At 63.6% G+C, this 23,731-nt stretch carries 29 protein-coding genes; 17 read left to right on the forward strand and 12 right to left on the reverse strand.

What is annotated here, in order from left to right; all coding sequences use genetic code 11:
- Positions 1 to 803: ATP-binding cassette domain-containing protein (locus tag EN955_RS23770; protein ID WP_127223464.1), on the forward strand; the 803-nt coding region annotated here is incomplete at its 5' end.
- A 27-nt stretch (positions 804 to 830) separates the two neighbouring features.
- Here the strand turns inward: EN955_RS23770 and EN955_RS23775 are convergent.
- Positions 831 to 2,318, reverse strand: coding sequence for a carboxypeptidase M32 (locus EN955_RS23775; RefSeq protein WP_024502911.1), 1,488 nt, complete (start codon positions 2,316 to 2,318; stop codon positions 831 to 833).
- A gap of 139 nt (positions 2,319 to 2,457) precedes the next feature.
- Between EN955_RS23775 and EN955_RS23780 the strand changes: the two genes are divergently transcribed.
- Positions 2,458 to 2,811: a DUF1304 domain-containing protein gene (locus EN955_RS23780; protein WP_024502912.1), complete on the forward strand. Its 354-nt coding sequence runs from the start codon at positions 2,458 to 2,460 to the stop codon at positions 2,809 to 2,811.
- 75 nt (positions 2,812 to 2,886) lie between these two features.
- On the opposite strand, the gene EN955_RS23785 is transcribed toward EN955_RS23780, so the two are convergent.
- The 9 genes from EN955_RS23785 to EN955_RS23825 form a co-directional block, all read right to left on the reverse strand.
- Entirely contained in the window at positions 2,887 to 3,321 is a 435-nt protein-coding gene (locus EN955_RS23785; protein ID WP_024502913.1) for a hypothetical protein, read from the reverse strand.
- A gap of 239 nt (positions 3,322 to 3,560) precedes the next feature.
- The gene (locus EN955_RS23790; RefSeq protein ID WP_013529123.1) at positions 3,561 to 4,592 is read right to left on the reverse strand and encodes a peptidoglycan -binding protein; all 1,032 of its coding nucleotides are present in this window, start codon (positions 4,590 to 4,592) and stop codon (positions 3,561 to 3,563) included.
- 1 nt (position 4,593) lies between these two features.
- Positions 4,594 to 5,619 carry a MotA/TolQ/ExbB proton channel family protein gene (locus tag EN955_RS23795; RefSeq protein WP_013529124.1) on the reverse strand — a complete coding sequence of 342 codons (1,026 nt, stop codon included), beginning with the start codon at positions 5,617 to 5,619 and terminating at the stop codon, positions 4,594 to 4,596.
- Positions 5,620 to 5,723: 104 nt separating this feature from the next.
- Positions 5,724 to 6,410 (reverse strand): hemolysin III family protein, encoded by a 687-nt coding sequence (locus EN955_RS23800; protein WP_027162532.1) that lies wholly within the window; start codon positions 6,408 to 6,410, stop codon positions 5,724 to 5,726.
- A gap of 122 nt (positions 6,411 to 6,532) precedes the next feature.
- On the reverse strand, positions 6,533 to 7,333 hold the full coding sequence (locus tag EN955_RS23805) for an inositol monophosphatase family protein (protein WP_013529126.1): 801 nt from the start codon (positions 7,331 to 7,333) through the stop codon (positions 6,533 to 6,535).
- Positions 7,334 to 7,418: 85 nt separating this feature from the next.
- The gene (efp, locus tag EN955_RS23810) at positions 7,419 to 7,985 is read right to left on the reverse strand and encodes an elongation factor P (RefSeq protein WP_013529127.1); all 567 of its coding nucleotides are present in this window, start codon (positions 7,983 to 7,985) and stop codon (positions 7,419 to 7,421) included.
- Between the two features lie 174 nt (positions 7,986 to 8,159).
- Positions 8,160 to 9,200, reverse strand: coding sequence for a tetratricopeptide repeat protein (locus EN955_RS23815; RefSeq protein ID WP_024502914.1), 1,041 nt, complete (start codon positions 9,198 to 9,200; stop codon positions 8,160 to 8,162).
- Between the two features lies 1 nt (position 9,201).
- A complete protein-coding gene (locus tag EN955_RS23820; RefSeq protein WP_024502915.1) occupies positions 9,202 to 9,849 on the reverse strand; it encodes a thiamine phosphate synthase in 648 nt (215 codons plus the stop codon).
- A 134-nt stretch (positions 9,850 to 9,983) separates the two neighbouring features.
- Positions 9,984 to 10,901: a DMT family transporter gene (locus EN955_RS23825; RefSeq protein ID WP_024502916.1), complete on the reverse strand. Its 918-nt coding sequence runs from the start codon at positions 10,899 to 10,901 to the stop codon at positions 9,984 to 9,986.
- Positions 10,902 to 11,036: 135 nt separating this feature from the next.
- Here EN955_RS23825 and EN955_RS23830 point away from each other — a divergent pair, with 135 nt between their 5' ends.
- The 3 genes from EN955_RS23830 (at position 11,037) to EN955_RS23840 (ending at position 13,199) form a co-directional block, all read left to right on the forward strand.
- On the forward strand, positions 11,037 to 11,516 hold the full coding sequence (locus EN955_RS23830; protein ID WP_013529131.1) for an Lrp/AsnC family transcriptional regulator: 480 nt from the start codon (positions 11,037 to 11,039) through the stop codon (positions 11,514 to 11,516).
- 65 nt (positions 11,517 to 11,581) lie between these two features.
- Complete coding sequence (locus tag EN955_RS23835) at positions 11,582 to 12,310, forward strand: class I SAM-dependent methyltransferase (protein ID WP_024502917.1); 729 nt, start codon at positions 11,582 to 11,584, stop codon at positions 12,308 to 12,310.
- A 118-nt stretch (positions 12,311 to 12,428) separates the two neighbouring features.
- Positions 12,429 to 13,199 (forward strand): sulfite exporter TauE/SafE family protein, encoded by a 771-nt coding sequence (locus EN955_RS23840; RefSeq protein ID WP_024502918.1) that lies wholly within the window; start codon positions 12,429 to 12,431, stop codon positions 13,197 to 13,199.
- Positions 13,200 to 13,233: 34 nt separating this feature from the next.
- Here EN955_RS23840 and EN955_RS23845 read toward each other — a convergent pair whose 3' ends face one another.
- Positions 13,234 to 13,785: a DUF2269 family protein gene (locus tag EN955_RS23845; RefSeq protein ID WP_024502919.1), complete on the reverse strand. Its 552-nt coding sequence runs from the start codon at positions 13,783 to 13,785 to the stop codon at positions 13,234 to 13,236.
- A gap of 332 nt (positions 13,786 to 14,117) precedes the next feature.
- On the opposite strand from EN955_RS23845, the gene EN955_RS23850 reads away from it, so the two are divergent.
- From EN955_RS23850 to EN955_RS23885, 8 genes are all read left to right on the forward strand, one after another.
- A complete protein-coding gene (locus tag EN955_RS23850) occupies positions 14,118 to 14,498 on the forward strand; it encodes a hypothetical protein (RefSeq protein ID WP_013529135.1) in 381 nt (126 codons plus the stop codon).
- Positions 14,499 to 14,946: 448 nt separating this feature from the next.
- Positions 14,947 to 15,480 (forward strand): DUF1465 family protein, encoded by a 534-nt coding sequence (locus EN955_RS23855; RefSeq protein ID WP_024502920.1) that lies wholly within the window; start codon positions 14,947 to 14,949, stop codon positions 15,478 to 15,480.
- Between the two features lie 75 nt (positions 15,481 to 15,555).
- Positions 15,556 to 16,065: a crossover junction endodeoxyribonuclease RuvC gene (ruvC, locus tag EN955_RS23860; protein WP_024502921.1), complete on the forward strand. Its 510-nt coding sequence runs from the start codon at positions 15,556 to 15,558 to the stop codon at positions 16,063 to 16,065.
- Between the two features lie 61 nt (positions 16,066 to 16,126).
- Entirely contained in the window at positions 16,127 to 16,378 is a 252-nt protein-coding gene (locus tag EN955_RS23865; protein WP_013529138.1) for an AbrB/MazE/SpoVT family DNA-binding domain-containing protein, read from the forward strand.
- 2 nt (positions 16,379 to 16,380) lie between these two features.
- The gene (locus EN955_RS23870; RefSeq protein ID WP_013529139.1) at positions 16,381 to 16,794 is read left to right on the forward strand and encodes a type II toxin-antitoxin system VapC family toxin; all 414 of its coding nucleotides are present in this window, start codon (positions 16,381 to 16,383) and stop codon (positions 16,792 to 16,794) included.
- Between the two features lie 15 nt (positions 16,795 to 16,809).
- Positions 16,810 to 17,430, forward strand: a complete 621-nt coding sequence (ruvA, locus tag EN955_RS23875; RefSeq protein WP_013529140.1) for a Holliday junction branch migration protein RuvA — start codon at positions 16,810 to 16,812, stop codon at positions 17,428 to 17,430.
- A 43-nt stretch (positions 17,431 to 17,473) separates the two neighbouring features.
- Positions 17,474 to 18,511, forward strand: a complete 1,038-nt coding sequence (ruvB, locus tag EN955_RS23880; RefSeq protein ID WP_013529141.1) for a Holliday junction branch migration DNA helicase RuvB — start codon at positions 17,474 to 17,476, stop codon at positions 18,509 to 18,511.
- A gap of 160 nt (positions 18,512 to 18,671) precedes the next feature.
- Positions 18,672 to 19,568, forward strand: coding sequence for a metallophosphoesterase (locus tag EN955_RS23885; RefSeq protein WP_024502922.1), 897 nt, complete (start codon positions 18,672 to 18,674; stop codon positions 19,566 to 19,568).
- A gap of 12 nt (positions 19,569 to 19,580) precedes the next feature.
- Here the strand turns inward: EN955_RS23885 and EN955_RS23890 are convergent, their stop codons facing one another.
- The gene (locus tag EN955_RS23890; protein ID WP_024502923.1) at positions 19,581 to 20,831 is read right to left on the reverse strand and encodes a cellulase family glycosylhydrolase; all 1,251 of its coding nucleotides are present in this window, start codon (positions 20,829 to 20,831) and stop codon (positions 19,581 to 19,583) included.
- Between the two features lie 57 nt (positions 20,832 to 20,888).
- Here EN955_RS23890 and ybgC point away from each other — a divergent pair, with 57 nt between their 5' ends.
- The 4 genes from ybgC to EN955_RS23910 all read left to right on the forward strand — a co-directional run.
- Positions 20,889 to 21,359 (forward strand): tol-pal system-associated acyl-CoA thioesterase, encoded by a 471-nt coding sequence (ybgC, locus tag EN955_RS23895; protein ID WP_013529144.1) that lies wholly within the window; start codon positions 20,889 to 20,891, stop codon positions 21,357 to 21,359.
- Between the two features lie 399 nt (positions 21,360 to 21,758).
- Entirely contained in the window at positions 21,759 to 22,469 is a 711-nt protein-coding gene (gene tolQ / locus EN955_RS23900; RefSeq protein ID WP_013529145.1) for a protein TolQ, read from the forward strand.
- A gap of 10 nt (positions 22,470 to 22,479) precedes the next feature.
- Positions 22,480 to 22,932, forward strand: a complete 453-nt coding sequence (gene tolR, locus EN955_RS23905) for a protein TolR (RefSeq protein WP_013529146.1) — start codon at positions 22,480 to 22,482, stop codon at positions 22,930 to 22,932.
- Positions 22,933 to 22,939: 7 nt separating this feature from the next.
- Positions 22,940 to 23,731 (forward strand): hypothetical protein (locus EN955_RS23910; protein ID WP_127223465.1); only part of this gene is annotated, 792 nt, incomplete at its 3' end.

A 23,731-nucleotide genomic window follows, 5' to 3' on the forward strand; every position in this document is an offset into this window, starting at 1 on the left:
AGCCTCCCGCCGATCCGAAGCCGCTGCCGGCCGTCGCCAAGGGCGCGATCGTCTTCGACAATATCTCCTTCTCCTACCCGGCAAGGCCCGACCGCGCCGCCGTGCACGGCTTAAGCTTTCAGGTCATGCCGGGCGAGACGGTGGCGATCGTCGGGCCGTCAGGGGCCGGCAAGAGCACGGTGTTTTCGCTGATCCTGCGTTTTTACGATCCCGAAACAGGCAAGATCCTGATCGACGGCGTCGATGTGCGCGAGGCCGATCCCGTTTCGGTCCGCCAGCGCATCGCCATCGTGCCGCAGGACGTCACCATTTTCGCGGCAAGCGCGCGTGACAATATCGGTTTCGGCCGGCCGGGAGCCAGCAAGACCGAAATCGAGACGGCGGCGAAGGATGCACTTGCCGATGAATTCATCCTCAAGCTGGAAAAGGGCTATGACAGCCAAGTCGGCGAGCGCGGCGTGACGCTGTCAGGCGGTCAGCGCCAGCGGGTTGCGATCGCCCGTGCCATCTTGCGCGACGCGCCGATCCTGTTGCTCGACGAGGCCACCTCGGCACTCGACGCCGAAAGCGAAACGCTCGTGCAGACGGCATTGGAACGGCTGATGCATGGCCGCACCACGATCGTCATCGCCCACCGCCTGGCAACGGTGCTGAAGGCCGACAGGATCCTGGTCATGGATGGCGGCTCGATCGTCGAGGAAGGCACGCATCAGAGCCTTGTCGCCAAGGGCGGCATCTATGCGCGGCTGGCCAAGCTGCAGTTTGAAACCGGCGCCAGTGCTTTCAGGGGCGCGGCGGAATAGGCAGATCTGCCGCTGTGGCGAGAGCCGCTATGCGGCTCCATAGCGCTGTTTCAGATGGTTCACGAAATAGGTGGCATTGAGCTTTTCGCCGGTGGCGCGTTCGAGCAGGTCCGGCGTCGACCAGCGTGACCCCTGTGACCAGATTTTTTGGCGGCGCCAGTCGTTGATCGCCTCGAAATTGCCTTTGGCGAGATCCTCGTCGGCGGCAGGATGCTCCCGCGTCAGCGCCGCCCATTGCTGTGCCGCCATCATCGCGCCAAGCGTGTAGGAGGGGAAGTAGCCGAAAGCTGCCCCTGGCCAATGCACGTCCTGCATTGGCCCGTCGGCTGGGTTGTCGATGGTGGAAAGGCCGAGGTAGTCGCGCATCTTGGCGTCCCAGGCTTCGGGCAGATCGGCCACCTCCAGCCGGCCCGAGACGAGTTCCTGTTCCAGTTCGTAGCGCAGGATGACATGCAGGGGATAGGTCACCTCGTCGGCATCGACCCGGATCAGGCCGCGTCCGACGCGATGCACGTGCGGCAGGATGTCGTCGAGCGACCAGGCTTCGCCGAGATGCTTTTCAGCCACTGGCAGCGCCCAGCGCCAGAAGGCCGGGTTGCGGCCTAGCTGCTTCTCGACGAACAGGCTCTGGCTTTCATGCACGGCCATGCCGCGCGCTTTGCCGAGCGGCCAGTGCGACCATGCCTTGGGCAGGTTCTGTTCGTAGAGCGCATGGCCGGTCTCGTGCAGCACGCCCATCAGCGCCGACAGGAAGTCGGACGTCTTGTAGCGGGTGGTGATACGCACGTCGCTCGGCACGCCGCCGCAGAAAGGGTGGTGCGACACCGACAGCGACCCATGCGTCAGGTCGAAGCCGACTGCCGTCATCATGGCAAGGCCGAGCTCGCGCTGCCGATCGATCGCATAGGTGCCCGAAAGCGGCTTCAGCGGGCGCTTGCGCTGCCGTGCGTCCTGGATCGCCAGCGCCTCCGGCACGAAACTTTTCAGAAAAGCCTTCAGGTCGCTGAACACAGGCGTGATGTCGGCGGTGCGGTTGCCGGGGTCGTACTGCTCCATCAGCGCGTCATAGGGGGCCAGGCCGAGCACATCGGCACGCAGCGTCGCCTCCTCGCGCACCAGCGCCACGACGCCCTCCAGCGCCGGCTGGAAGCCTGCCCAGTCGTTCTTGGCGCGCAGGCCGCGCCACAGCTGCTCGCAACGCATGCGCGCGGTCGTCTGGCGTTCGACGAATTCGACCGGCAGGCAGGTCAGGTTGGTGTATTGCCGCCGCAGTTCCGAGACGGCGGCGCGCTGCTCCTCGCCCAGCGCTTCCTGTTCGGCCGCGGCGATCCAGTCTGCTATCTCGGGCGCCGTTGCCCTGGTGTGATACATGCCGGCCAGTGCCGACATCGCCTCGGCACGCTTCTCGCCGCCGCCGACGGCCATGTGCGTGGCCTCATCGGCACCGAGGATGGCCAGCGCATGCTCGAGCGCTTCGAGCTTGTGACCGAGGTCGTCGAGTTTCTGAAAGGACATGGCGACTTCCGTGATTGGGACGCGCGAAAAGACACCAACGCAAAAGCGTTGGCAACCCTCGGATGCCGTCCGGCAAATGCACCTTGCGCAGGCGAGGCCACGCATGAAATGCTGCCGGCAACACATCAAGGGGGAAAAAATGATCGGCAACATCCTGGTCGGGCTGGTGGCCTTGATCCATGCCTACATCGTCTATCTGGAGATGGTGCTGTGGGACACGCCGCGCGGGCACAAGGCTTTCAACCTGACCCCGGAATTCGCCAGTGCCTCGAAAGTGCTCGCGGCCAATCAGGGACTTTATAACGGGTTCCTCGCCGCCGGGTTGATCTGGGGGCTATACCTTGGTGCGGCCGGTTTCCAGGTCAAGGTCTTCTTTCTGGCTTGCGTGGCCATTGCCGGCCTCTATGGCGGGGCAACGGTCGGGCGCAAGATCCTGTTCATCCAGACCGTGCCGGCGGTGATCGCCCTGATCGCGGTATTGCTCGGCTGGTAAAAAGGACGCCCGCGGGATCGCTCTCGAAGGCGCCAGGCGGTTCCTTCCTCTTGGACCGTTTCGGGCGCTATGGCCTCAGCCGTTCGGGTAATTGCCGCCGTCGGCGCCGTCGCCGATCATGAAGCCGCTGCCGGTGTCGATCATCAGCCGCTGGTCGACATTGTCGAGACGGCGCAGCAGATCATGGTATTGCGCGGCCGGTATCCTGCCGTGATCGGAGGCGGCGACTTTCTCGGCCGCCTGATTGATGTGGGCCGTGCGCATTTCCAGGCGTTCCGCCACAGCCGGGGTGATGTTGTTGGCCCGTCTTGCGTCCACGATGCCCTGCCGGACGCCCTGCACCTGTTGGATAAGCGCCTCGACACGCGGGCCAGTCATATCGGTTGGATCGGTCGCGTCGAGAGCGCCCTTGTGATGGCCCGCGGCATAGGCGCCAGCAAGCGGAACGGCGATGAGGAGCGCCGTGAGTGTTGCAGTTCTAAGCGAGGTCTTGGGAGTAAAAGAGCGCATCACGCGTCTCCTCTTGTAGAGGGAGGCGGCGGTTGTCCGCCTGCCTTCCAGCCTTGGGCCGTCCGGTTCCGTCGCGTCGCGATGAGGGGGGATTCATCGCCGGCGGTTCTCGGCCCGGGCGGCAGGCTAGGACCGCCCTGCGACAATGTGTAATTAAAAAAAGATAATCTTTTCAGGCCTTGCCGGCGTCCATCTGCGCCCTAGGGTTGAACCGGCGAACAAGTTCGCGTGATTTTGGATCAACGTTCGGTGAGCTTCAGTTCAATACGGCGGTTCTTGTTGCGCGCCTCTTCGGTGTCGGCGGGATCGAGGGGCTGGAACTCACCGAAGCCTGCCGCGACCAGGCGGTTGGCCGGCACGCCGTTCTCGATCAGAAATTTCACCACCGAGGTCGAACGCGCCGTCGACAGTTCCCAATTGTCGCGGTAGCGGCCGGTGCCGGAGAGCGGCTTGTTGTCGGTATGGCCGTCGACGCGCAGCACCCAGTTGATCTCGGGCGGGATTTCCTTCTGCAACTCGATGATGGCGTCGGCGAGTTTCTTCATCTCGACCTTGCCGGCATCGTTGATCACCTCGGAGCCCGTTGGGAACAGCACTTCCGACTGGAAGACGAAGCGGTCGCCGACGATGCGGATGTTCTCGCGGTCGGCGAGGATTTCGCGCAAACGGCCGAAGAAGTCGGAGCGGTAGCGGTTCAACTCCTGCACGCGCTGCGCCAGCGCGACGTTGAGGCGGCGGCCGAGATCGGCGATCTTGGTGTTGGAATCGCGGTCGCGGATTTCGGAGACGTTGAGCGCATCCTCGAGCGCGCCGATCTGCTTGCGCAGCGCCGCGATCTGCTGGTTGAGGATCTCGACCTGGCTCAGCGCCTGCTGGCTGATCTGGCGCTGGCTGTCGAGTTCGCCGCCGAGCGCCGCTGCACGCTGGTTGGCGGCGTCGCCGGCACCGGCACCTTGCGCCAGCAATCGTTCGAGCCGGCTCTTTTCCGCTTGCGCGGCCGACAGCGACGCCTGCAGATTGGCCAGGGAATCATCCTTGTCCTGCGCCGTCGAGCGCTCCAGCGCCAGCAATTGGGTCAGTTCGTTGATCTGCGAGTTGAGGCGCGAGAGCGCCGTATCCTTGCCGGAGATTTCGCGTCCCAGCAGGAACTGCGCCAGCACGAAGACCGTGAGCAGAAACATGATCGCCAAAAGCAGCGTCGACAGCGCGTCGACGAAGCCCGGCCAGTAGTCGATGCGGCGATCGGTGCGCCGGCCCCTGGCGAGTGCCACGTCAGTGCACTCCGGGCTTCTTCAGGGCATCGGCGATCTTTTCCAGCGTGTTGCGCATCGCCTTCTGCTCGTCGGACTGGGCCTCGACCCAGTCGCGCATGATCTGCTGTTCCGAGCGCATATTCTTGACCAGGCCGGAAATGCCGTCGGCGAGATTGGCCATGGCGGTGGCGACGCGCGGGTTGGAGCCGCCGCCATTCTCCTGCATCGAGCGCAGCCGTTCCGACAGCACCCGGATCTCGTCGGAGGATTCGGTTTTGGCCGGGTCGGCGACGACGATGTCCGACGACAGGTCGGTGACCGAGGAAAGCCAGTTTTCCAGTTCGGTGTAGAAGCGCGTCTGGGCGCGGCCGGCCTGCAGGTCGAGGAAGCCGAGCACCAGCGAGCCGGAGAGGCCGAACAGCGAGGACGAGAAGGCGGTGCCCATGCCGGCCAGCGGCGCCGAAAGCCCCTGCTTCAGGGAATCGAGCACCGCGGCGGCGTCACCGGTGCCGGGATCGAGCGATTCGATGGTTTCGCGGATCGAGCCGATGGTGTTCAACAGTCCCCAGAAGGTGCCGAGCAGGCCGAGGAACACCAGCAGGCCGACGAGATAGCGCGAGGTGTCGCGGCTTTCGTCGAGGCGCGTGGCGATGGAATCGAGCATGGTGCGCATCGAACTGGTCGAGAAGGCCATCGCCGAGGAACGGCCGATCATCGCCTTCATCGGCGCCAGCAGCACCGGTTCGGTCGTCTCCGAGCCGGCACGGAAGGAGTTGACCCAGCGCACTTCGCGAAACAGTCGCCCGACCTGGGCGAAGGCCAAAAGGATGCCGACCACCAGCACGCCGACGATCAGGCCATTGAGGCCGGGATTGCTGCCAAAGGCGGTTGAGATCTGTCGGGTGAGGATGGCGGCGATGAAGGCGACGATGACCAGGAAGATCACCATGGTCAGCAGAAAGACCTGCGGGCTCGATAATTTATGTGGGTCGTAGATCAGGACATCAGAACGTCTGCCCATGCCGAAGGATCTGAGAAAAGCCATCCGTGCCCCGTTTCCGATGCCGCCGCCGATCACGTAAACCGCGACTCTAAACGGAATTGTGACCAAATTGAATGGCGCTTGGCAATATTGCCGCGTCGATAGTGTCAGAGGCGATTGATGACCAGACAGTCGACCATGGCGGCCAGATGCAGGCTGGCGCCGGTGACGACGAAACCGTGCCACAGCGCATTGTGGAAGCGCAGCCCCTTCCAGGCGAAGAAGATGACGCCGCAGGAGTAGACGATGCCGCCGGCAACGATCAGCGCTATCGATGTCGTCGGTAGCGTCTGGACAAGCGGCTTGACCAGGATGATGCCGCTCCAGCCAATGGCGAGATAGAAGCCGATCGCCAGCCGGTCGAAACGGCCGGGAAAGAACACCTTGATGGCAATGCCCAGCGCTGCCGCGGTCCAGACCAGCACGATCATCCAGCGCGCCAACGGCGAGCCTTCGAGCTGCGCCAGGAAAGGCGTATAGGTCGCGGCGATCAGCAGATAGATCGCGGCGTGGTCGAAACGCCGCAACACCCATTTTGCCGGCGACGAGACCGGCCACAGATTGTAGGTCATCGACACCGAGAGCACGGTGAGCAGCGAAACCACGTAGAAGGCGGCGGCGATGTATTCGCCGGGTCCGACACGAAACGCCGCCAGCGCCAGCAGCGCGGAACCGGCCGATATCGCCAGCACGATGCCGACCGCGTGGACGATACCGTCGGCGATCATCTCGGCACGCGAATAGTGCCAGCGTCCGATGAACGGGATATCGGGGTAGGGTTCGTTGTCTCTCACTAAGCCGGGTTCCTGCGCCGCGCCCTCCAATCTGGGCGCATGCCGGCCAGTATTTCAAGCTTCCGTTGCGGTTTTGCGACTGCGGCGCATCAGCGCGGCGGTTTGTCGGCGCGGCTTGCCTGTCAACGAGAGGAGAGCGGCTTCTTCACGACCTTGAGCAAAGCGCGCTGGATGATCTCGTTGCCGGCGACGACCGAACCGTTGTCGAGCATGTCCTGGCCGCCATCCATGTCGGAGACGAAGCCGCCCGCCTCGCGGATCAAAAGCAGCCCGGCGGCGATATCCCAGGCAGACAGGCCGGTTTCCCAGAAGCCATCCATGCGGCCGGCAGCGACATAGGCGAGATCGAGCGATGCGGAGCCGAGGCGGCGGACGCCGGAAACCTCGGCCATGACGTTGCGCAGCTCGACGAGGAAATTGCCGTGGTGGCCGCGGCCGAGATGCGGCATGCCGCAGCCGATGACCGTGTCGACCAGCTTGATGCGGCCGGCGACGCGCAAGCGGCGGTCGTTCATGAAGGCGCCGCCGCCGCGTTCGCAGGTGTAGAGTTCGTCCATCGCCGGATTGTAGATGACGCCGGCAACGATCTGGCCCTGGCGCTCCAGCGCGATCGAAACGGCAAAGAGCGGAATGCCGTGCAGGAAATTGGTGGTGCCGTCGAGCGGGTCGACGATCCAGCGATGCTGGCCGTCGTCGCCTTCGACCACGCCGCGCTCCTCCATCAGGAAGGAATAGCCGGGCCGTGCCTTGGACAGTTCGGCGAAGACGATGTCCTCGGCCTTGCGGTCGGCCTGGCTGACATAGTCGCCGGGGCCCTTCATCGAGACCTGCAGGTTCTGCACTTCGCCGAAGTCGCGCGACAACGAGCGGCCGGCCTTCATTGCGGCCTGGACCATGACGTTGAGAAGGGCTGAGCGTGCCATAGTGCTTTTTCCCGGTGCTGCGCTTTAAATTCTGCCTCGATGCATGTCGGTGACCCGGAACCGGGCCACTGTTGGGCGACATGCGTCAGTCGGCGCGGCGCACGTAAGTGATTTCGTTGGTGTCGACGATGATGCGTTCGCCGGCGCCGATGAAGGGCGGCACCAGGACGCGGATGCCGTTCTCCAGGATCGCCGGCTTGTAGGACGATGCCGCCGTCTGGCCCTTCACCACCGGGTCGGCCTCGGTGATGGTCAGCGTCACATAGTCGGGCAGCGAAATGCCGATCGGCCGCTCTTCGTAGAGCTGGACCGTTACCATCATGCCGTCCTGCAGGAAGGCGGCGCGATCGCCGACGAAATCCTTGTTCAATTCGAGCTGCTCGTAGCTCTGGGTGTCCATGAACACCAGGGCGTCTTCCTGCGCGTAGAGGAAGGAAAAATCCTTCAGGTCGAGCCGGATCTGTTCGACCGTCTCGGCCGAGCGGAAGCGCTCGTTGAGCTTGGTGCCGTTGATGAGGTTCTTCAGTTCGACCTGATTGTAGGCGCCGCCCTTGCCAGGCTTGACGGTGTTGGTCCTGACCGCCACCCAAAGGCCGCCATCATGCTCGATGACATAGCCGGGACGGATTTCGTTGCCATTGATCTTGGCCATGATGAGATGATCCGGAATGATGCCTACGGCCACGCCGTCGGTAAGGGATATTCGCTGGGAAAGCGATTTCGGGCTCCCAAGACCACAAATCGCCAGAAGAGGCAAGGGAGCGGGCAGGTTGGTGCCAGGCGAGGGCAGCCGAGGTGACACTCGCAATGACCGCGCGGGCCGCCGTCAAGGCAGCCGGTTGGCCTTCTGCAGCGCCTGCTTGGTCTGGTCGTCGTCCAGCCCCTGCAGGAAGTCGTCCATCTGCGGATCGATGAGGCCGGCGCGGCGGGCAATGATGTACCAGGCACCGGCAAGGACCAGGTCCGGATCGGTGCCGATGCCTTGCATATAGAGCTTGGCCAGGCGGTTCTGGGCGGCAACATTGCCGCCCTCCGCCGCCTGCTTCATCCAGCCGAAGGCGGATTTCAGGTCGCGCGCACCGCCGCGGCCTTCGATCATCCAGGCGGCGAGATCGATTTGCGCGGTGTCGTAGTTCTGCCTTGCGGCCTGAGCCAGCAGGCGCCTTGCCTGGGCATCGTCGCGTGGCTTGCCGCCGACACCGTTGGCGTAGATCTGCGACATTGCATATTGCGCGTCCGCGAGGCCGGTCGCAGCGGCGCGTTCATAGTAGGAGACCGCCTTGGCCATACCGGCGTCGCCGGGGTCCTGCTGGACCAGCATCTGCGCGAAATTGAATTGCGCCAGCCGGTTGCCGGCTTCGGCTGCGGCCTGCATCAGGGCGTAGGCCTCTTTTCCATCCTTTTTGACATAGCGGCCGTCGAGCAGCATCAGCGCATACTGGAACTGCGATTCCGGCACACCCTGTTCGGCGGCCAAGGCGTACCATTTCGCCGCCTGCGCCGAATTGACCGGTACACCGAGACCTCGCGACAGGATCTCGGCCACCAGGGTCTGCGCCGCCGGGTCGCCGTTTTGCGCCCGGACCAATGCCAGATTGTAAGCTGTCTTGTAGAGGCCGCGCTGAAAGGCGCCATAGGCCGCGTCGGCGGGTTTTGCGCCGAAGCGGTCGGGATTGACGGCGTCGGCCGACGGCAGCGGCACAGGTTCGGCCGTGGTGGCGGGCTGCGGCAACGGCTTGTCGATCGGCTTATCGGCGTGGACGCCGATTTCCGGCTTGGGCTGCGGCAAGGGGATGGTCTCCGCGGCCGCCGCCTGGACCATCAGCACCGCAAGCAGAGCCTGGAGGGGAAGCGTCGCCGATGACATTTCAGTCCTCGAAGCGCGGCGCAGTCTCGTCGAGCAGCGCGTTGGCGGTGGCGACCGCTGTCCTGGGGTCGGTGCCGTCGGCGAACACGGCGCTCGACAGCGCCACGAATTCAGCGCCGGTGGCGCCCACGGCTTCGACCGAGGCGATGTCGGATCCGGCCATGACGATGCAAGGGATCTGGATCATGTCCGCCCACCATGCGCCGAGCGACAGGTTGCGCGGGTGCGGTTCGGGCTTGTTGTCGTAGCCGAAGCGGCCGAAGAAAATGTAGTCTGGCCGCGTCTCGCCAAGCTCGAGCGCATCGTCACGCGTCTTGGCGCCTCCGGTGCCGACCATCATCTTTGCCTGGAAATGCTCGATCGTCTCGGCGAGTTCGGCCTTGGAGACTTCGACATGGATGCCGTCGGCCTGGACGCGGCCGGCTATGCGGGTGTCGCCGGCGATGATGACAGCAACGCCGGCGGCTTGCGCTGCCGGCACGATCCGTTCGGCGAAAGCCTGGAACGAGGCTTCATCCATGCCGTTCTCGGGCAGGATCAGCGAAGCGACATCGCCACCATCGAATGCCGCGACAATACGGGCCGCCGGCACGCCGGGCGGCGCGATCAGCACGATGCGACAGCGATTGGGGGGCGTTGCTTCATTCATGGTTCTTCGGGTCCCGCGTTTCGCCTATGCCGGGCGAAGATGGTTGGATTGCGGCATAGAGCAAAGTGCCCGCCTTGAACAGGCGGGCAGCCGGGATCGCGATGTTTGATCCGCCGGGCAGCCGGCGGGCCGCTTCACTTGATCGGGTGCGGGCTCGCGACGGGCGGTTTGCCCTTCCACAGCGTCCAGCCGAGATTCATGCCGGCGGCGGCGATCAGGATGGCGGTGGCGCCGACGACCTGGCTCAGATGCAGCCGATGGCCGAAGGCGACGACGTCGACCAGGATGGCGACGACGGGATAGATGAACGACAGCGATCCCTGCAGATGCGTCGGCAGCTTCTGGATGGCGCCGTACATCAGGATGTACATCAGGCCGGTGTGGACGATGCCGAGCGTCGCCAGCATGGTCCAGCTCCAGGCATCGGCTGGAAGCCGGGATAGATTGGCGAACGGCGCCAGCATGACGACGCCGACGCAGACCTGGATCAGCGCAATCAGATGCGGTGGCGTGCCCTTGAGCTTCTTGGTGACGATGGCGGCGACGGCCCAGAAGAAGGCCGCGGCCAATGCCATGACGATGCCGGTGAAATAATCCGTGCCGGCCATGCCGGCATTGGGGCCGGCATCGGGAGCCGACTGCACGATCAGCACCATGCCGGCGAAGGCGATGGTCAGCCAGGTCAGCTTGGTCAGGCTCAGCCGCTCGGCGAAGAAGAGCGCGCCGAAGCCGACCAGCATGAAGGGCTGCGTGTTGTAGACGGCGGTGGCGATCGAGATCGACGCGCGCGAGAAAGCGCTGAACAGCAAAAGCCAGTTGAAGACGATGGCGACGCCGCCGAGCGCGGCGATGCCGATGATGCGCAGCGACAGCCTGTTGCGCAGCAACCCCAGCCCGGCGCAGATGATGAGCAGCGTCAGCGCCCCGAAAGCGCAACGCCAAAACACCACATCCATGATCGGCTGGCCGGACAGGACGACGAACCATCCGATCGTTCCCAGGATGGCCATTGCGGCGGACATTTCGACCGTGCCGCGTACTGTCTCGTTCACAACAAACCTCCGTATCGGTTGAGCCGCCATAATCTCATGCGGTCGCGAAGCTTTCCATCAGATTGGAAAGGGTGTATGGCCTATTGGCCTAATTATATTAGGGGAAAGCTCCCAGCTGTCGGGAAAAGGAAAAAGATGCTGGACGATCTCGACCGAAATCTCCTTGAAATCCTGGTCAAGGATGCGCGGACCTCGCTGAAGGAGCTGGCCGCCCAGGTCGGGCTGTCGTCGCCAAGCGTTTCGGAGCGGCTGCGACGACTCGAGGAGCGCGGCGTCATCCGGGCGTTCACCGTCGAGATCGATCCGCTCGCGCTCGGCTATACCTTGCAGGCGATCGTGCGCATCCGGCCTCTGCCGGGGAAGCTGCACATCGTTCAGAAGCTGATCGAGGACATCCCCGAATTCGGCGAATGCGACAAGGTGACGGGCGATGACTGCTTCGTCGCCCGGCTGTTCGTACGCTCGATCGGCGATCTCGACGGGATTCTCGACCGTATCGCCGACAAGGCGGAGACAAGCACCGCCATCATCAAGGCGCAGCCGATCCGGCGGCGGCCGCCACCGCTGGACGCGGCTGCTTCTCGGGATAGGGCAAAGGTCTTGCATGCCTCCTGATCGAGCCGGGTGGAAAGCCGGTGGCCGCTTGGTTAGTGTGCCGACCAAATGAGACCGAGACTGTCATGGCGCAGAACATATACGACCGTGAGGATTTCTTCGCAGGCTACAGCCAACTCGGCCGTTCGGTCGAAGGGCTGGAGGGTGCCGCCGAGTGGCCGGCGATGCGCGCGATGCTGCCCGATGTCGGCGGCTTGAGGGTCGTCGATCTCGGCTGCGGCTTCGGCTGGTTCTGCCGATGGGCACGCGAGCATGGGGCGGCGCAGGTGCTTGGCCTGGACCTGTCGGAGAAGATGCTTGCCCGAGCAAGGGCCGCCGGCCCGGATGCAGGGATAAGCTATGAGACGGCCGATCTCGATCGGCTCAGCCTGCCGGAAGCCAGCTTCGATCTCGTCTACAGTTCGCTCGCCTTGCACTATGTCGAGGATGTGTCGCGTCTGTTCGGGACCGTGCATCGGGCCCTGGCGCCTGGCGGGCATTTCGTCTTTTCGACGGAACATCCGATCTTCATGGCGCCGACCAAACCCGGCTGGGTGATCGATAGCGAAGGCCGAAAGACGTGGCCTGTCGACCAGTATCTGGTGGAAGGACCGCGCAGCACGGACTGGCTGGCCAAGGGCGTGGTGAAACATCACCGCACGATCGGCACCACGCTCAACGCTCTCCTGCAGGCCGGCTTCACCATCGCGCATGTCGAGGAGTTCCGTCCGACATCAGAGCAGATTGCGGCCAAACCCGAACTGGCGGAAGAGCTCGAGCGGCCGATGTTCCTGCTGGTCTCGGCGCGTCGGTAGGCACAGGCCTGCGTCGGCCCGCATGTGCGGCCGCCACGCTCATATTTGCTGTCGCTCCGCCCGATATTCTGGGCTATTCAAGCGTCGACACGCTTTCCCTCCGGACCAGTCCCCTCCCATGTCAGGCCTGCTTCTCGATCCGTGGTTCTATGCGGCCGCCATTCCGGCGGTCATTCTGGTCGGCCTGTCGAAGGGCGGCTTTGGCGGTGCCGTCGGTTTCGTCGGCGTGCCGCTGATGGCGCTGACCATGCCGCCGGTGCAGGCGGCGGCCATCCTGCTGCCGATCCTGTGCCTGATGGACATCGTCTCGGTGTGGACGTGGTGGGGCGTTTACGACCGCAAGATGCTGGTCGACATGATGCGGGGCGCCGTCATCGGCATCGGCCTTGGCTGGCTTACGGCGGCACTGGTGACCGAAGAGGCGGTGCGGCTGATCGTTGGCGCCGTCGCCATCATCTTCGTCCTGCGCTGGCTCTATCTGCAGTTCCGCCACGGCGCCGATCACGCGGCCGCGCCAAACCGCGTGGCCGCCGCCACCTGGGGCACGGTCGCCGGCTTCACCAGCTTCGTTGCCCATGTCGGCGGTCCGCCCTTCCAGGTCTATGCCTTGCCGATCCGTCTCGATCCGAAAGTTCTGTCGGGCACCGCAGCGATCTTCTTTGCCGCCACCAACGCGCTGAAGCTGGTGCCCTATTTCGCGCTCGGCCAGTTCGACACCGCCAATCTGACGGCATCGGCGGTGCTGATGCCGCTGGCGCCGCTGTCGACCATCGCCGGAGCGTGGCTGGTGCGCCGCATGCGGCCGGAAACCTTCTATCCCTTCACCTACGCAACCGTCGCGGTCGTGGCGCTGAAGCTGCTGTGGGATGGCATTGTCGGCCTGATGTAGAAAGGCCGCCGCGCAGCCGCCCCGTCATTAGGGGTCAGGCGGCGCTTGGCACCAGACGACGGTTGCCGCCAAAAGCCAGTGTCGCGCCGACCATAACGACCAGCACCATGCCGGCAAGGATGCCGATGTCATGCACGGTCGGTTTGAGCACCATGTCGGCAATGATCACCAGCATCACCGCATAGTCGAAACGTGCCGCGCTCATCATGCGCTGGCCGATGGCAAGAACCTCTGGCGTGACGCCCTCCTTGGCGATCATTGCGCCCATGCGCTCCCCGGTCGGCTTGAAGATGAACATGCCGATCGAAAAGGTCGTGGCGTATCCCGCCAGGCCGATGACTACCCACAAATCGGAGAAGCCGACCCAGAACCAGCACATGATGAGGCCGAAGATCAGCGTCAGCATCGACATCGGCGCAAAGAACCTGCCGCCCAGCTGACCGCTGGCGCGCATTGCCTGCAGCTTTTCCTCGATGTTGCCCGCGCGCTCGGCAAGCATGCCCAGCAGGAACAGTACGAAGCCACCGCCGACCCACAGAATGGCGGTAGTGACGTGGAGGAATTTGACGATCGAGTACCAGTCCATGGGTTGCTCCTGCAGTGTCCGGTCAGGTTTGCGGCGGCGCTGATTTGCGCCGGCCGTCAGAGGAGCGGGCGTTTAGCGTGGCGCCTGTTTCGGAACGATGTCGCGAAAAATCCGGCTCTGTTTCAGCTTACGGCCAACGCGCGAGGTCGCAGATTGTGAACGCATTATCTGATTTTCTGCTAATGTACGAATCGTCGGGATGGGGTTGGCGCGACATCGTCTGGATACGCTGCCGATATTAGTGCGCCAATGCCGGGAGCCCGGTGGCGACAACAATCGCCTGACGATCAACCCATTCCCGCAAGCGGGAAAAGGCAATTCGGGGGACCATTATGCAAGGGATAGCACGGAATTTCTTCACGCTGGCCATCATCTATTCGCTGTGCGGCATGGCGCTCGGCCTGTACATGGCGATCAGCCAGGATCACGGCCAGATGCCGACCCACGCCCACACGATGGTGGCCGGATGGCTGATGTCGGCGGTCTTCGCCTTCTTCTACCATTTGTTTCCGGCAATCGGGCAGAAGACGCTCGCCACAGTTCATTTCTGGCTGACGGCGGTCAGCGGCATCGGCCTGCTGATCGGCCTCTATTTCCTGCTTGCCGGCAATGCCGCGATCGAACCGCTGGTGGCGGCCTCCTCGATGGGCTTCTACGCAGCCATGCTGCTGTTCGCCTTCATCGCCTTGCCGGCGGTCTGGAAGACCGCTTGAGCCGAGCCTAAGGGAAGGTGAGGCTGTGCCGGCGGTCTGGAAGACCGCTTGACCGAGCCTGACGCAGGAGATGCTGTGCTGTTACGGCACAGTATGGCGGCGTTCGGTCAAAAAACATCCGCACCGTTAAGGCTTCATTAAGCTTTACAGGTGTTTACTATGTTCATCCAGTGATCTGGATTCTTACCGAGTGGTTGGAGCCACTTTGTTTGACGCCTCCCTGTTAAACTCCTGAGAGCCGCCTTATCCGCGGCTCTTTTTTTGTCTCGATTTCTCTTTTTTGTCCGCACCCCAGCGGGGCCGCCCGACAGGGGTGCCGTTAACCTTCTGTTAAACATGTGCTTGCCTTCACCGGTGACGAAGCGCATTTTCAAGCTTCAGTCAGATAGGGTTCCGGGTGTATCGGCAGGGAGCCGAATCGGCCGGTTGCAAGTGCAGGGGCGTATCAATGAACGAGCCTTCGAAGGGCAGTGCGAAAACCGTCAAGCTGGCGGAACGCCGGGTTTTCTCGCAATCCTTCAAGCCGCTTTATCAGGAAGGCATGGGTCTGGTCGAACAGGCCGCCGAATATCTCGACGGCAAGGGCCGGGCCGAGGCGAAGAAGCTGTCGCGGCTGGCCGCCACGCTCTACGCGGCCGAATCGATGCGGCTGACCACCAGGCTGATGCAGGTTGCCTCCTGGCTGCTTTTGCAGCGCGCCGCCAATTCCGGCGAGATGACCCGTGACCAGGTGGCATCGGAAAAGTCCAAGGTGCGCCTCGACACCGCTTCCGCCCATGACGAAGCCGCCGGTTGGGCCGAACTGCCCGACGATTTCCTCGACCTCGTCACCCGCTCGCTGCGCCTGCAAGCGTTGGTGCGCCGCATGGACGACGAGATCTATGGCTCCGGCGCCATGGTCGACATGCAACCGATGGCTCGCCGCCCCAACCCGGTTTCCGACCAGATCAGCCTGCTCAACACGGCTTTCGCTCGGGGTTAGACCGCGGTCCGCCTTCTGTTTCCGGTTTGTTCACATTTCGCTGGCATCGCTGTCCGCCGGAGGTAAACTCGGCAAATGGCGGAAGCGATTCGCATCATCGGTATCGATCCCGGGCTTCGGCGCACCGGCTGGGGCATCGTCGAAAGCCTCGGCAATTCGCTGCGCTTCATTGCTTCCGGCACTGTGAAATCAGACGATAAGGCCGCGCTGGCAACGCGGCTGTGCCAGCTGCATGACGGGCTTGCCGAAGTCCTGCATGCCGCCATGCCGCACGAGGCGGCGGTCGAACAGACCTTCGTCAACAAGGACGCCGTGGCGACGCTGAAGCTCGGCCAGGCACGCGGCATCGCCATGCTGGTGCCGGCGCGTGCCGGGCTTGTCGTTGCCGAATATGCGCCCAACGCCGTCAAGAAGGCGGTGATCGGCGTCGGCCATGGCGACAAGAAGCAGATCCACATGATGGTGAAGGTGCTGTTGCCGAAAGCCATTTTCGATACCGAGCATGCCGCCGACGCGCTCGCCATCGCCATCTGCCACGCGCATCACCGGCAAAGCGTGGCCTACCGGATGGCACTCGCTGGATAGCGATGTTCTTGACTTGTTCACCGGGTTGGAATAATCCTTACTTGTAAGAAAGGGGTGTTTCATGCGTGTGACGAGCAAAGGTCAAGTGACAATCCCACGGGATCTGCGGGAGACATTTGGGATTGGCGCCAACAGCGAAGTCATCTTCGGCATCGAGGGCGGCAAGATCACGATCACGCCGAAGCATGACAAGGGGCGGTTGGCCGACCGCGAAAGACTCGATCGTTTTCTTGCTGCGCTCGATCGGCTTGAGGGCAGCGGCGATCAGACAATGAATGCCGATGCCGTCATGGCTTTGACCCGGGATCGCTAATCTTGGCGACGCTTGTCGACACCAACGTGCTTGTCGATATCGCCGTTCGCGATCCCGTCTGGTCAAAGTGGTCGTGGTCCAAAATGGTGTCTGCCCTCGAGCAAGGCAGCCTGGTCATCAATCAGATTATCTACGCCGAGTTTTCGATGCGCTATGAGGCGATAGACGATGTCGATGATGCCTTGCCTGAAGACGAGTTCCGGCGCGAAAGTCTCCCGTTCGAGGCGGCCTTTGCTGCGTCGAGAGCGTTCTCGGTCTATCGGCGGTTGGGCGGACCTCGAGAGAAGGTGATGCCCGACTTCTTGATTGGGGCTCACGCTGCCATCCGAGGCTATCCCATTCTTACTCGCGATCCCGCAGGTTTCAGAAAGTACTTTCCAGATGTCGAGCTCATCACGCCCGATACTCATCCCTAACGGGGATTGCGTCCAATGATCGGCAAGCTCAAGGGCACGCTGGACGAGGTCGACGAGGATCATTGCCTCGTCGATATCCATGGCGTCGGCTACGTCGCCTATTGTTCAGCGCGCACGCTGGCGGCGCTGCCTTCGCCCGGCGAAGCGGTGGTGCTGTTCATCGAGACCTATGTCCGCGAGGACATGCTGCGGCTCTACGGCTTCCAGTCAGTGCTGGAACGCGAGTGGTTCCGGCTGCTGATGAACAATGTTCCCGGCGTCGGCGCCAAGGTGGCGCTGGCCATCCTGTCGACGCTGGCGCCGGCCGACCTCGCCAATGCGATTGCGCTGCGCGACATCGCCATGGTTTCTCGCGCACCCGGCGTCGGCAAGAAGGTGGCCGAGCGCATCGTCACCGAACTGAAGAACAAGGCGCCGGCCTATGCCGGAACCGCTTCGGGCACCATCGGCCTGAAACAGGAGCTCGGCGACGGCGTGGCATCCGCGCCGATCACCGATGCGGTCTCGGCGCTGGTCAATCTCGGCTATTCGCGCGACACGGCCGCCAATGCGGTGGCGGCGGCGCTGAAGACGGCGGGCGAGGATGCCGATGCGCCGAAGCTGATTCGCTTCGGGCTGAAGGAACTTGCGCGGTGAGCCGCCGCTTGTTCAGCCCCTTGCCGTGTGCAAGGAAGGCGGCATGAGCCTGTCGCCCCGCTTGATTGCACCGGAAAAACGCGGCGAGGATGCCGAGCAGACCTTGCGGCCGCAGACGCTCGACGATTTCGTCGGCCAGGCGGCGGCGCGGGCCAATCTCAAAGTGTTCATCGAGGCCGCCAAGAGCCGCAGCGAGGCGCTCGACCATGTGCTGTTCGTCGGGCCGCCTGGTCTCGGCAAGACGACGCTGGCGCAGATCATGGCGCGCGAGCTCGGCGTCAATTTCCGCTCGACCTCGGGTCCGGTCATCGCCAAGGCCGGCGATCTTGCCGCGCTGCTGACCAATCTCGAGGAAGGCGACGTGCTGTTCATCGACGAGATCCATCGGCTGAGCCCGGCGGTGGAGGAGATCCTTTATCCGGCGATGGAGGATTTTCAGCTCGACCTGATCATCGGCGAAGGCCCGGCGGCGCGCTCGGTCAAGATCGACCTCGCCCGCTTCACCCTCGTCGCCGCCACCACGCGGCTTGGCCTGCTCACCAATCCGCTGCGCGACCGTTTCGGCATTCCGGTACGGCTCAATTTCTACACGGTCGAGGAGCTGGAGCAGATCGTGCGGCGTGGCGCGCGTATCCTGCAAATGCCGCTCGGCAACGACGGCGCGCTGGAGATCGCGCGGCGCGCGCGGGGCACGCCACGCATCGCCGGCCGGTTGTTGCGCCGTGTGCGCGATTTCGCCTCGGTGGCCGGCGATGGCCATGTCGACCGCAAGATCGCCGACGAAGCGTTGACCCGGCTGGAAGTCGACGCGCTCGGCCTCGACGCGCTCGACCGCCGGTACCTCAGCATGATCGCGCGCAATTTCGGCGGCGGGCCGGTCGGCATCGAGACGATCGCCGCCGGCCTGTCAGAGCCGCGCGACGCCATCGAGGATATCATCGAGCCTTATCTGATCCAGCAGGGTTTCATCCAGCGCACGCCGCGCGGCCGGATGCTGACGGCCAATGCCTGGCGCCATCTCGGCCTCGACGCGCCGAAGGATCTGGCGCAACAGCAGATCAACCTGTTCCAGGAAGAATAGCGCTCAGGGCGATCAGGCGCAGGTTCCGGGCCGACAAAGGATCTGTGAGCGGCCTGCGCAAAATATCCTCGGCTTCGTCGGTTTGCCGGCGCATTCGTCGGCTCTGGTGGCGGTGCCATCCCGGGGCAATCTCGCTCCGATGGTTTGCCGGAGCCACGCAATGATCACCAGACGCGGATTCCTGCGCTTCATCGGCGGGTCGGTTCTGTCGGTTGCCGCGTTCAGCGCCTATGCGGCCGGCATAGAGCCGATGCTGCTGACGCATGTGAAACGCTATGCGCTAACGCCGCCGCATTGGCCTGATGGCCTGAAGCTGCACATCGTCGCGCTTGCCGATATCCATGCCTGCCGGCCATGGATGACGCCGGAGCGGATCGCCTCACTTGTCGAAGACGCGAATGCCCTGCAGCCGGACGTGATCGTCCTGCTCGGCGATTATATCGCCGGCATGCCCTTGGTGACCGGCCCGGTGACGCCGTCGCAATGGGCCTCCGCCCTCTCGGACCTCAAGGCACCGCTCGGCGTGCTCTCGATTCTCGGCAACCATGACTGGTGGGCAGATGGCTTCGCGCAGCGCGCCGGGGCCGGCCCGACCGTAGCGCGCAAGGCCCTGGAGAAAGTCGGCATTCCGGTGCTGGAGAACGATGTCGTGCGCCTGGAAAAGGATGGGCATGGTGTGTGGATTGCGGGGCTCGCCGACCAGCTCGCTCTGCTGCCGACCAGGGACCGCGCCGGCTTCACGGGGCTGGACGATCTCGACGGCACGCTGGCCAAGGTCAGCGACACCTCGCCCATCATCCTGCTTGCGCACGAGCCGGATATTTTTCCGAAGGTGCCGTGGCGCGTCTCGCTGACCCTGTCCGGCCACACCCATGGCGGACAAATTCGGCTGTTCGGCTATTCGCCGGTCGTGCCATCGCGTTTCGGCAACCGCTACGCCTATGGCCACGTCGTCGAGAACGATCGCAATCTGATCGTCTCCGGCGGGCTCGGTTTCAGCATATTGCCGGTGCGTTTCGGGATGCGGCCGGAAATCCTGTCGATCGACCTTGGCTAAATCCAGATCGCCTCAGTGAAGCGATTTGATCGCGTCCATCACATCCGGCTCGGCCTTGTCGCCGTTGAAGGCATCGACGATGCCGAAGGCGCCGCCATAGCTCCACACCGACCATGAGAAGCCATGTGCTTCGGCACGCGCGATCATGTCCCTGACATAGGCGGCCCGATACCCGGCGGGCATCACATAGGAATTGCCGTATTCCTGACGGATCATGCCGAACTCGCCCAGCGTGATGTTTCCAGGCTTGACGCCGTTGGCCCTCGCCCACGCCTCGACCTTTTCGAACGGCGCATCCACCAAGCCGAGCAGTCTGTCGGGGCTGTCCATGCTGGCGACCTGTTCGTCAAGATAGGCAAGCAGGCCGCTTTGCCGCGTCCATGGCGCCTCGGCCTTGATCCTGGCGCGGATGGTGTCGAGCGTCACGTCGAGCTGTGCCTTGGGCACCGCACTCAGCGGATAGGGCAGGCCGGTCACGTAAGGAATGAAGTCTCCGGCCCAGGTTGCGCCCTGATGGGTGAGCAGAAACGGATCGTAGGAATGGAAGGTCCAGATGACGTTGTCGTCCGGAATCGTCTTCGGGTCGATCTTTTCCAACGAACTCGCGGCGGAATAGCAGGCGCCGGTCAGCACCAGGGTCAGTTTCGTAGCCGAGGATCGCGCCGCCGCGAACAGTTTGCGCTGGCGGTCCGGCCACAGGCTGGTGCCGTCGCTGTCGCAGTCCACGATCGGTTCGTTCATGGGCTCGAAGGCGACCTGGGCGGGATCTTCGCTGGCCAGCGTGCGGGCCATCTTGCGGACCATCTCGACATAGGCGTCGAAGGTCCGTGGGTCGCCCATCACTTCAGCCATTCCGATCTTGCGGCTGCCGCCGGCCGGGATCAGGTGCATGTCGACGATCACCTTGATCCCGGCGCGGTTGATCATGCGCACCGAGTCCAGCACGCTGGCATAGAGATCGTCACGCAAGGCCACGGTCTGGTCGGACAGAAAGGGCGATGGATCGACCGGCATGCGCAGGAAATCGAAGCCGGCATCCTTCAACGCCTTGAGGTCGTCCTCCCCAAGGAATTTCCGCCACTCCGGATAGGGCAGGATGGCCTTGGCGTCGCCCCACTGGTCCTCGCCGGGCCAGGTGACCCACTGGTCGAGATTGAGGCCGCGCTTCATCGAGAATGTCGCGGTCTGGCCAGGCAGCGCCAAAGCCACCAACACGAACAGCGCCGCCGTCAAACTCTTGATCATCGCCGTCAACAGTGCCATCCGATGTTATGTTCCGCGGGAAACTGGTGCCTCGTCGGGACTAAAAAAGGAAGCGCAATGGGCGATCATGGTGAATCGGCGACGCTGCTGGCCGGGCTTTCCGGTGCGCTGACGGCGTTCGGCCACCGGCTGATGGCGCGGGTCTACTATGCCGACACCGATTTCTCCGGCGTCGTCTATCATGCGCGCTATCTCGAATTCTTCGAACGCGGCCGCTCCGACTATCTCAGGCTGACCGGCGTGCACCACACAGAGCTTGCCGACGGCAAGCATGGCGAAAGAATAGTCTGGGTGGTGCGCCGCATGGAGATCGACTTTCGCGGCCCGGCCCGCATCGACGACATCCTGACCGTCGACACCCGCACCGAGGAGATTTCCGGCGCGCGCATCTTCATGGCGCAACAGCTCAAGCGCGGCGACGAGGTGCTGGTCGAGGCCAAGGTCGAGGCGGCGATCATCGGCGAGAATGGCCGCCCAAGGCGCTTTCCCAAGGAATGGGTGGCGGCATTCATGCCCCGGATGGGATGATATTCAGGTGATGCCGGCCTGCAAACGGTGATTCCCTGCGCTTCCGGTGCTCGGGTGCTTCAAGTACCCTCCGCTCCGGTTCTCGGAAACCGCCGCTTTCGGCTCGGCCTGACCTGAATCTCAACCCATCCTGACTTCGCGCTTGGATGATGGCGTTACAACTGTGCGGGCGTGGCAATGCGCCGCGCCTTATATACTAACCCATCCTTAACCATAACGGTTCATGAAGAGATTGGTGAAGATTGGCGTTATCGAACGCCTTCCTTTCACCAATATTTGCCCTGAAAAGGCCGACAACGGCACAGTTTGGGGTTGTTCCGGTAGCTTCGTGCGAACCGACCACAAGGGATGCCAGGGGCCAGCCGCCAGCTTCGCCCGGAAAATCTTAAGGACGTAACGATGGAAAATATCGCACTCGCCGATCCGGGCGCGCAATTGTCGGTTTGGTCGCTGTTCGTTTCGGCCAGCTGGGTGGTCAAGCTGGTCATGATCGGCCTGCTCTGCGCCTCGGTCTGGACCTGGGCGATCATCGTCGACAAGCTGGTTTCCTATGCCCGCATGCGGCTGGCGCTCAACCGGTTCGAGCAGGTGTTCTGGTCGGGGCAGTCGCTGGAGGAGCTTTACCGCACGCTCGCCGATCGCAAGACCACCGGCATGGGCGCCATTTTCGTGGCGGCCATGCGCGAGTGGAAGAAGAGTTTCGAGAAGGGCGCCAAGTCGCCGCTCGGCCTGCAAACCCGCATCGACAAGGCGATGGACCTGGCGCTGACCCGCGAGATGGAAAAGCTGGAAGGCCGCCTCGGCTTCCTTGCCACCACCGGCTCGGCGGCACCCTTCATCGGCCTGTTCGGCACCGTCATCGGCATCATGACGTCGTTTCAGGCGATCGCCGGCTCCAAGAATACCAGTCTCGCCGTGGTTGCGCCGGGCATCGCCGAAGCGCTGTTGGCGACGGCCATCGGCCTGCTCGCCGCCATTCCCGCCGTCATCGCCTACAACAAGCTGTCGTCCGATGCGAGCAAGATAGCCGTGCGCATGGAAGGGTTCTCCGACGAGTTCTCCGCCATACTCTCGCGCCAAATCGATGAAAAAGTGGCCCCCAAGGCCTGAGGAGTAGCAGATGGGTATGTCCATGGGCATGGCAGGACGCGGCGGGCGCGGCCACAGGCGGCGCGGCCGTCACCATGCACTGATGTCCGAGATCAACGTCACGCCGATGGTCGACGTGATGCTGGTGCTGCTGATCATCTTCATGGTCGCGGCGCCAATGCTGACGGTCGGCGTGCCGATCGACCTGCCGGATACGCAGGCTAAGGCGATGAATGCCGACACGCAGCCGATCACCGTCTCGATCAACGCCGCCGGCCAGATTTACCTGCAGGAAACCGAAATCCCGATCGAGGAACTGGTAGCCAAGCTGCAGGCAATTTCCAAGACCGGCTATGAGGAGCGCATCTTCATCCGCGGCGACAAGTCCACCGACTATGGTACGGCGATGAAGGTGATGGCCCGCATTTCGGCCGCCGGCTACAAGAACATCGGCCTGGTTTCACTGCAGGAACAGGACCAGTAGACGCGCGATGAAGACCGGCCTCACCACATCGGTGATCTTGCATACGGCGGCGCTGACCTTCGGCCTGTTCACGCTGACGGCGCCGGCGGCACTTCCGTCGTCCGACGTCGAGTCGGTCGCGGTCGATATCGTGCCGATGGAAGCCATTGCGCAGACGTTGCAGGGCGACAAGAAGGCCGTGATGCATGAAAAGCCGGCGCCTGTGCCGACGCAGCGCCCGGACATCGTTCCGGATGCGCAGAAGGTCGGCGAGAACAGCGTCGACACCGACAAGCCGATAACGCCGGAAGCCAAGCCGAAGCCCGTCGACATGACCTCGGCTCCGCCGCCCGCGCCGACCCCGATCGAAAAGCCGAAGCCCGAGGACGTGCCGAAGCCGCAGGAGAAGCCCAAGCCCACCCCGGCAACGGAAGTGGCGCCGGCGCCGACGCCCAAGGAAGAGGTCAAGCCCGAGCCGGTCAAGCAGGCCGATCCCAAGCCGACCCCGGCCAAGCCGGCGCCGACCCCGCCGCCGCAGGACAAGACCGCTGCCATCGATCCGACGCCCGAGGTCAAGCCCGACGCCGTCGCTGAAGCCATAGCGCAGGAGCCGCCCGCCGAGGCGACGCAGCTGCCGGATTCCGCTCCCGCGCCGGAAGCGCGGCCGAAGCCGCAGCCGGCGCAGGCCGAAAGCGCCAAGGCGCCGGAGCGCAAGGACGCCGACAAGCCGGTCAAGGAAGCGTCGTCGAAGCCGAAATCCGATGACAAGCAATTCAACGCCGACGAGATCTCCGCGCTCCTCGACAAGCAGAAACCCTGT

The organism is Mesorhizobium sp. M7A.F.Ca.CA.001.04.2.1 (assembly GCF_003998485.1).
Classification (GTDB): Bacteria; Pseudomonadota; Alphaproteobacteria; order Rhizobiales; family Rhizobiaceae; genus Mesorhizobium; species Mesorhizobium ciceri.

Coding starts and splice junctions, on each gene's coding strand:
- EN955_RS23780 (WP_024502912.1), top strand. CDS start 2,458: ATGATCGGCAACATCCTGGTCGGGCTGGTGGCCTTGATCCATGCCTAC.
- ruvC (WP_024502921.1), top strand. CDS start 15,556: ATGGCGGAAGCGATTCGCATCATCGGTATCGATCCCGGGCTTCGGCGC.
- EN955_RS23835 (WP_024502917.1), top strand. CDS start 11,582: ATGGCGCAGAACATATACGACCGTGAGGATTTCTTCGCAGGCTACAGC.
- ruvB (WP_013529141.1), top strand. CDS start 17,474: ATGAGCCTGTCGCCCCGCTTGATTGCACCGGAAAAACGCGGCGAGGAT.
- EN955_RS23840 (WP_024502918.1), top strand. CDS start 12,429: ATGTCAGGCCTGCTTCTCGATCCGTGGTTCTATGCGGCCGCCATTCCG.
- tolQ (WP_013529145.1), top strand. CDS start 21,759: ATGGAAAATATCGCACTCGCCGATCCGGGCGCGCAATTGTCGGTTTGG.
- ybgC (WP_013529144.1), top strand. CDS start 20,889: ATGGGCGATCATGGTGAATCGGCGACGCTGCTGGCCGGGCTTTCCGGT.
- EN955_RS23820 (WP_024502915.1), bottom strand. CDS start 9,849: ATGAATGAAGCAACGCCCCCCAATCGCTGTCGCATCGTGCTGATCGCG.
- EN955_RS23845 (WP_024502919.1), bottom strand. CDS start 13,785: ATGGACTGGTACTCGATCGTCAAATTCCTCCACGTCACTACCGCCATT.
- EN955_RS23885 (WP_024502922.1), top strand. CDS start 18,672: ATGATCACCAGACGCGGATTCCTGCGCTTCATCGGCGGGTCGGTTCTG.
- efp (WP_013529127.1), bottom strand. CDS start 7,985: ATGGCCAAGATCAATGGCAACGAAATCCGTCCCGGCTATGTCATCGAG.
- EN955_RS23890 (WP_024502923.1), bottom strand. CDS start 20,831: ATGGCACTGTTGACGGCGATGATCAAGAGTTTGACGGCGGCGCTGTTC.
- EN955_RS23850 (WP_013529135.1), top strand. CDS start 14,118: ATGCAAGGGATAGCACGGAATTTCTTCACGCTGGCCATCATCTATTCG.
- EN955_RS23865 (WP_013529138.1), top strand. CDS start 16,127: ATGCGTGTGACGAGCAAAGGTCAAGTGACAATCCCACGGGATCTGCGG.
- tolR (WP_013529146.1), top strand. CDS start 22,480: ATGGGTATGTCCATGGGCATGGCAGGACGCGGCGGGCGCGGCCACAGG.
- EN955_RS23775 (WP_024502911.1), bottom strand. CDS start 2,318: ATGTCCTTTCAGAAACTCGACGACCTCGGTCACAAGCTCGAAGCGCTC.
- EN955_RS23855 (WP_024502920.1), top strand. CDS start 14,947: ATGAACGAGCCTTCGAAGGGCAGTGCGAAAACCGTCAAGCTGGCGGAA.
- EN955_RS23815 (WP_024502914.1), bottom strand. CDS start 9,200: ATGTCATCGGCGACGCTTCCCCTCCAGGCTCTGCTTGCGGTGCTGATG.
- EN955_RS23830 (WP_013529131.1), top strand. CDS start 11,037: ATGCTGGACGATCTCGACCGAAATCTCCTTGAAATCCTGGTCAAGGAT.
- EN955_RS23805 (WP_013529126.1), bottom strand. CDS start 7,333: ATGGCACGCTCAGCCCTTCTCAACGTCATGGTCCAGGCCGCAATGAAG.
- ruvA (WP_013529140.1), top strand. CDS start 16,810: ATGATCGGCAAGCTCAAGGGCACGCTGGACGAGGTCGACGAGGATCAT.
- EN955_RS23785 (WP_024502913.1), bottom strand. CDS start 3,321: ATGCGCTCTTTTACTCCCAAGACCTCGCTTAGAACTGCAACACTCACG.
- EN955_RS23795 (WP_013529124.1), bottom strand. CDS start 5,619: ATGGCTTTTCTCAGATCCTTCGGCATGGGCAGACGTTCTGATGTCCTG.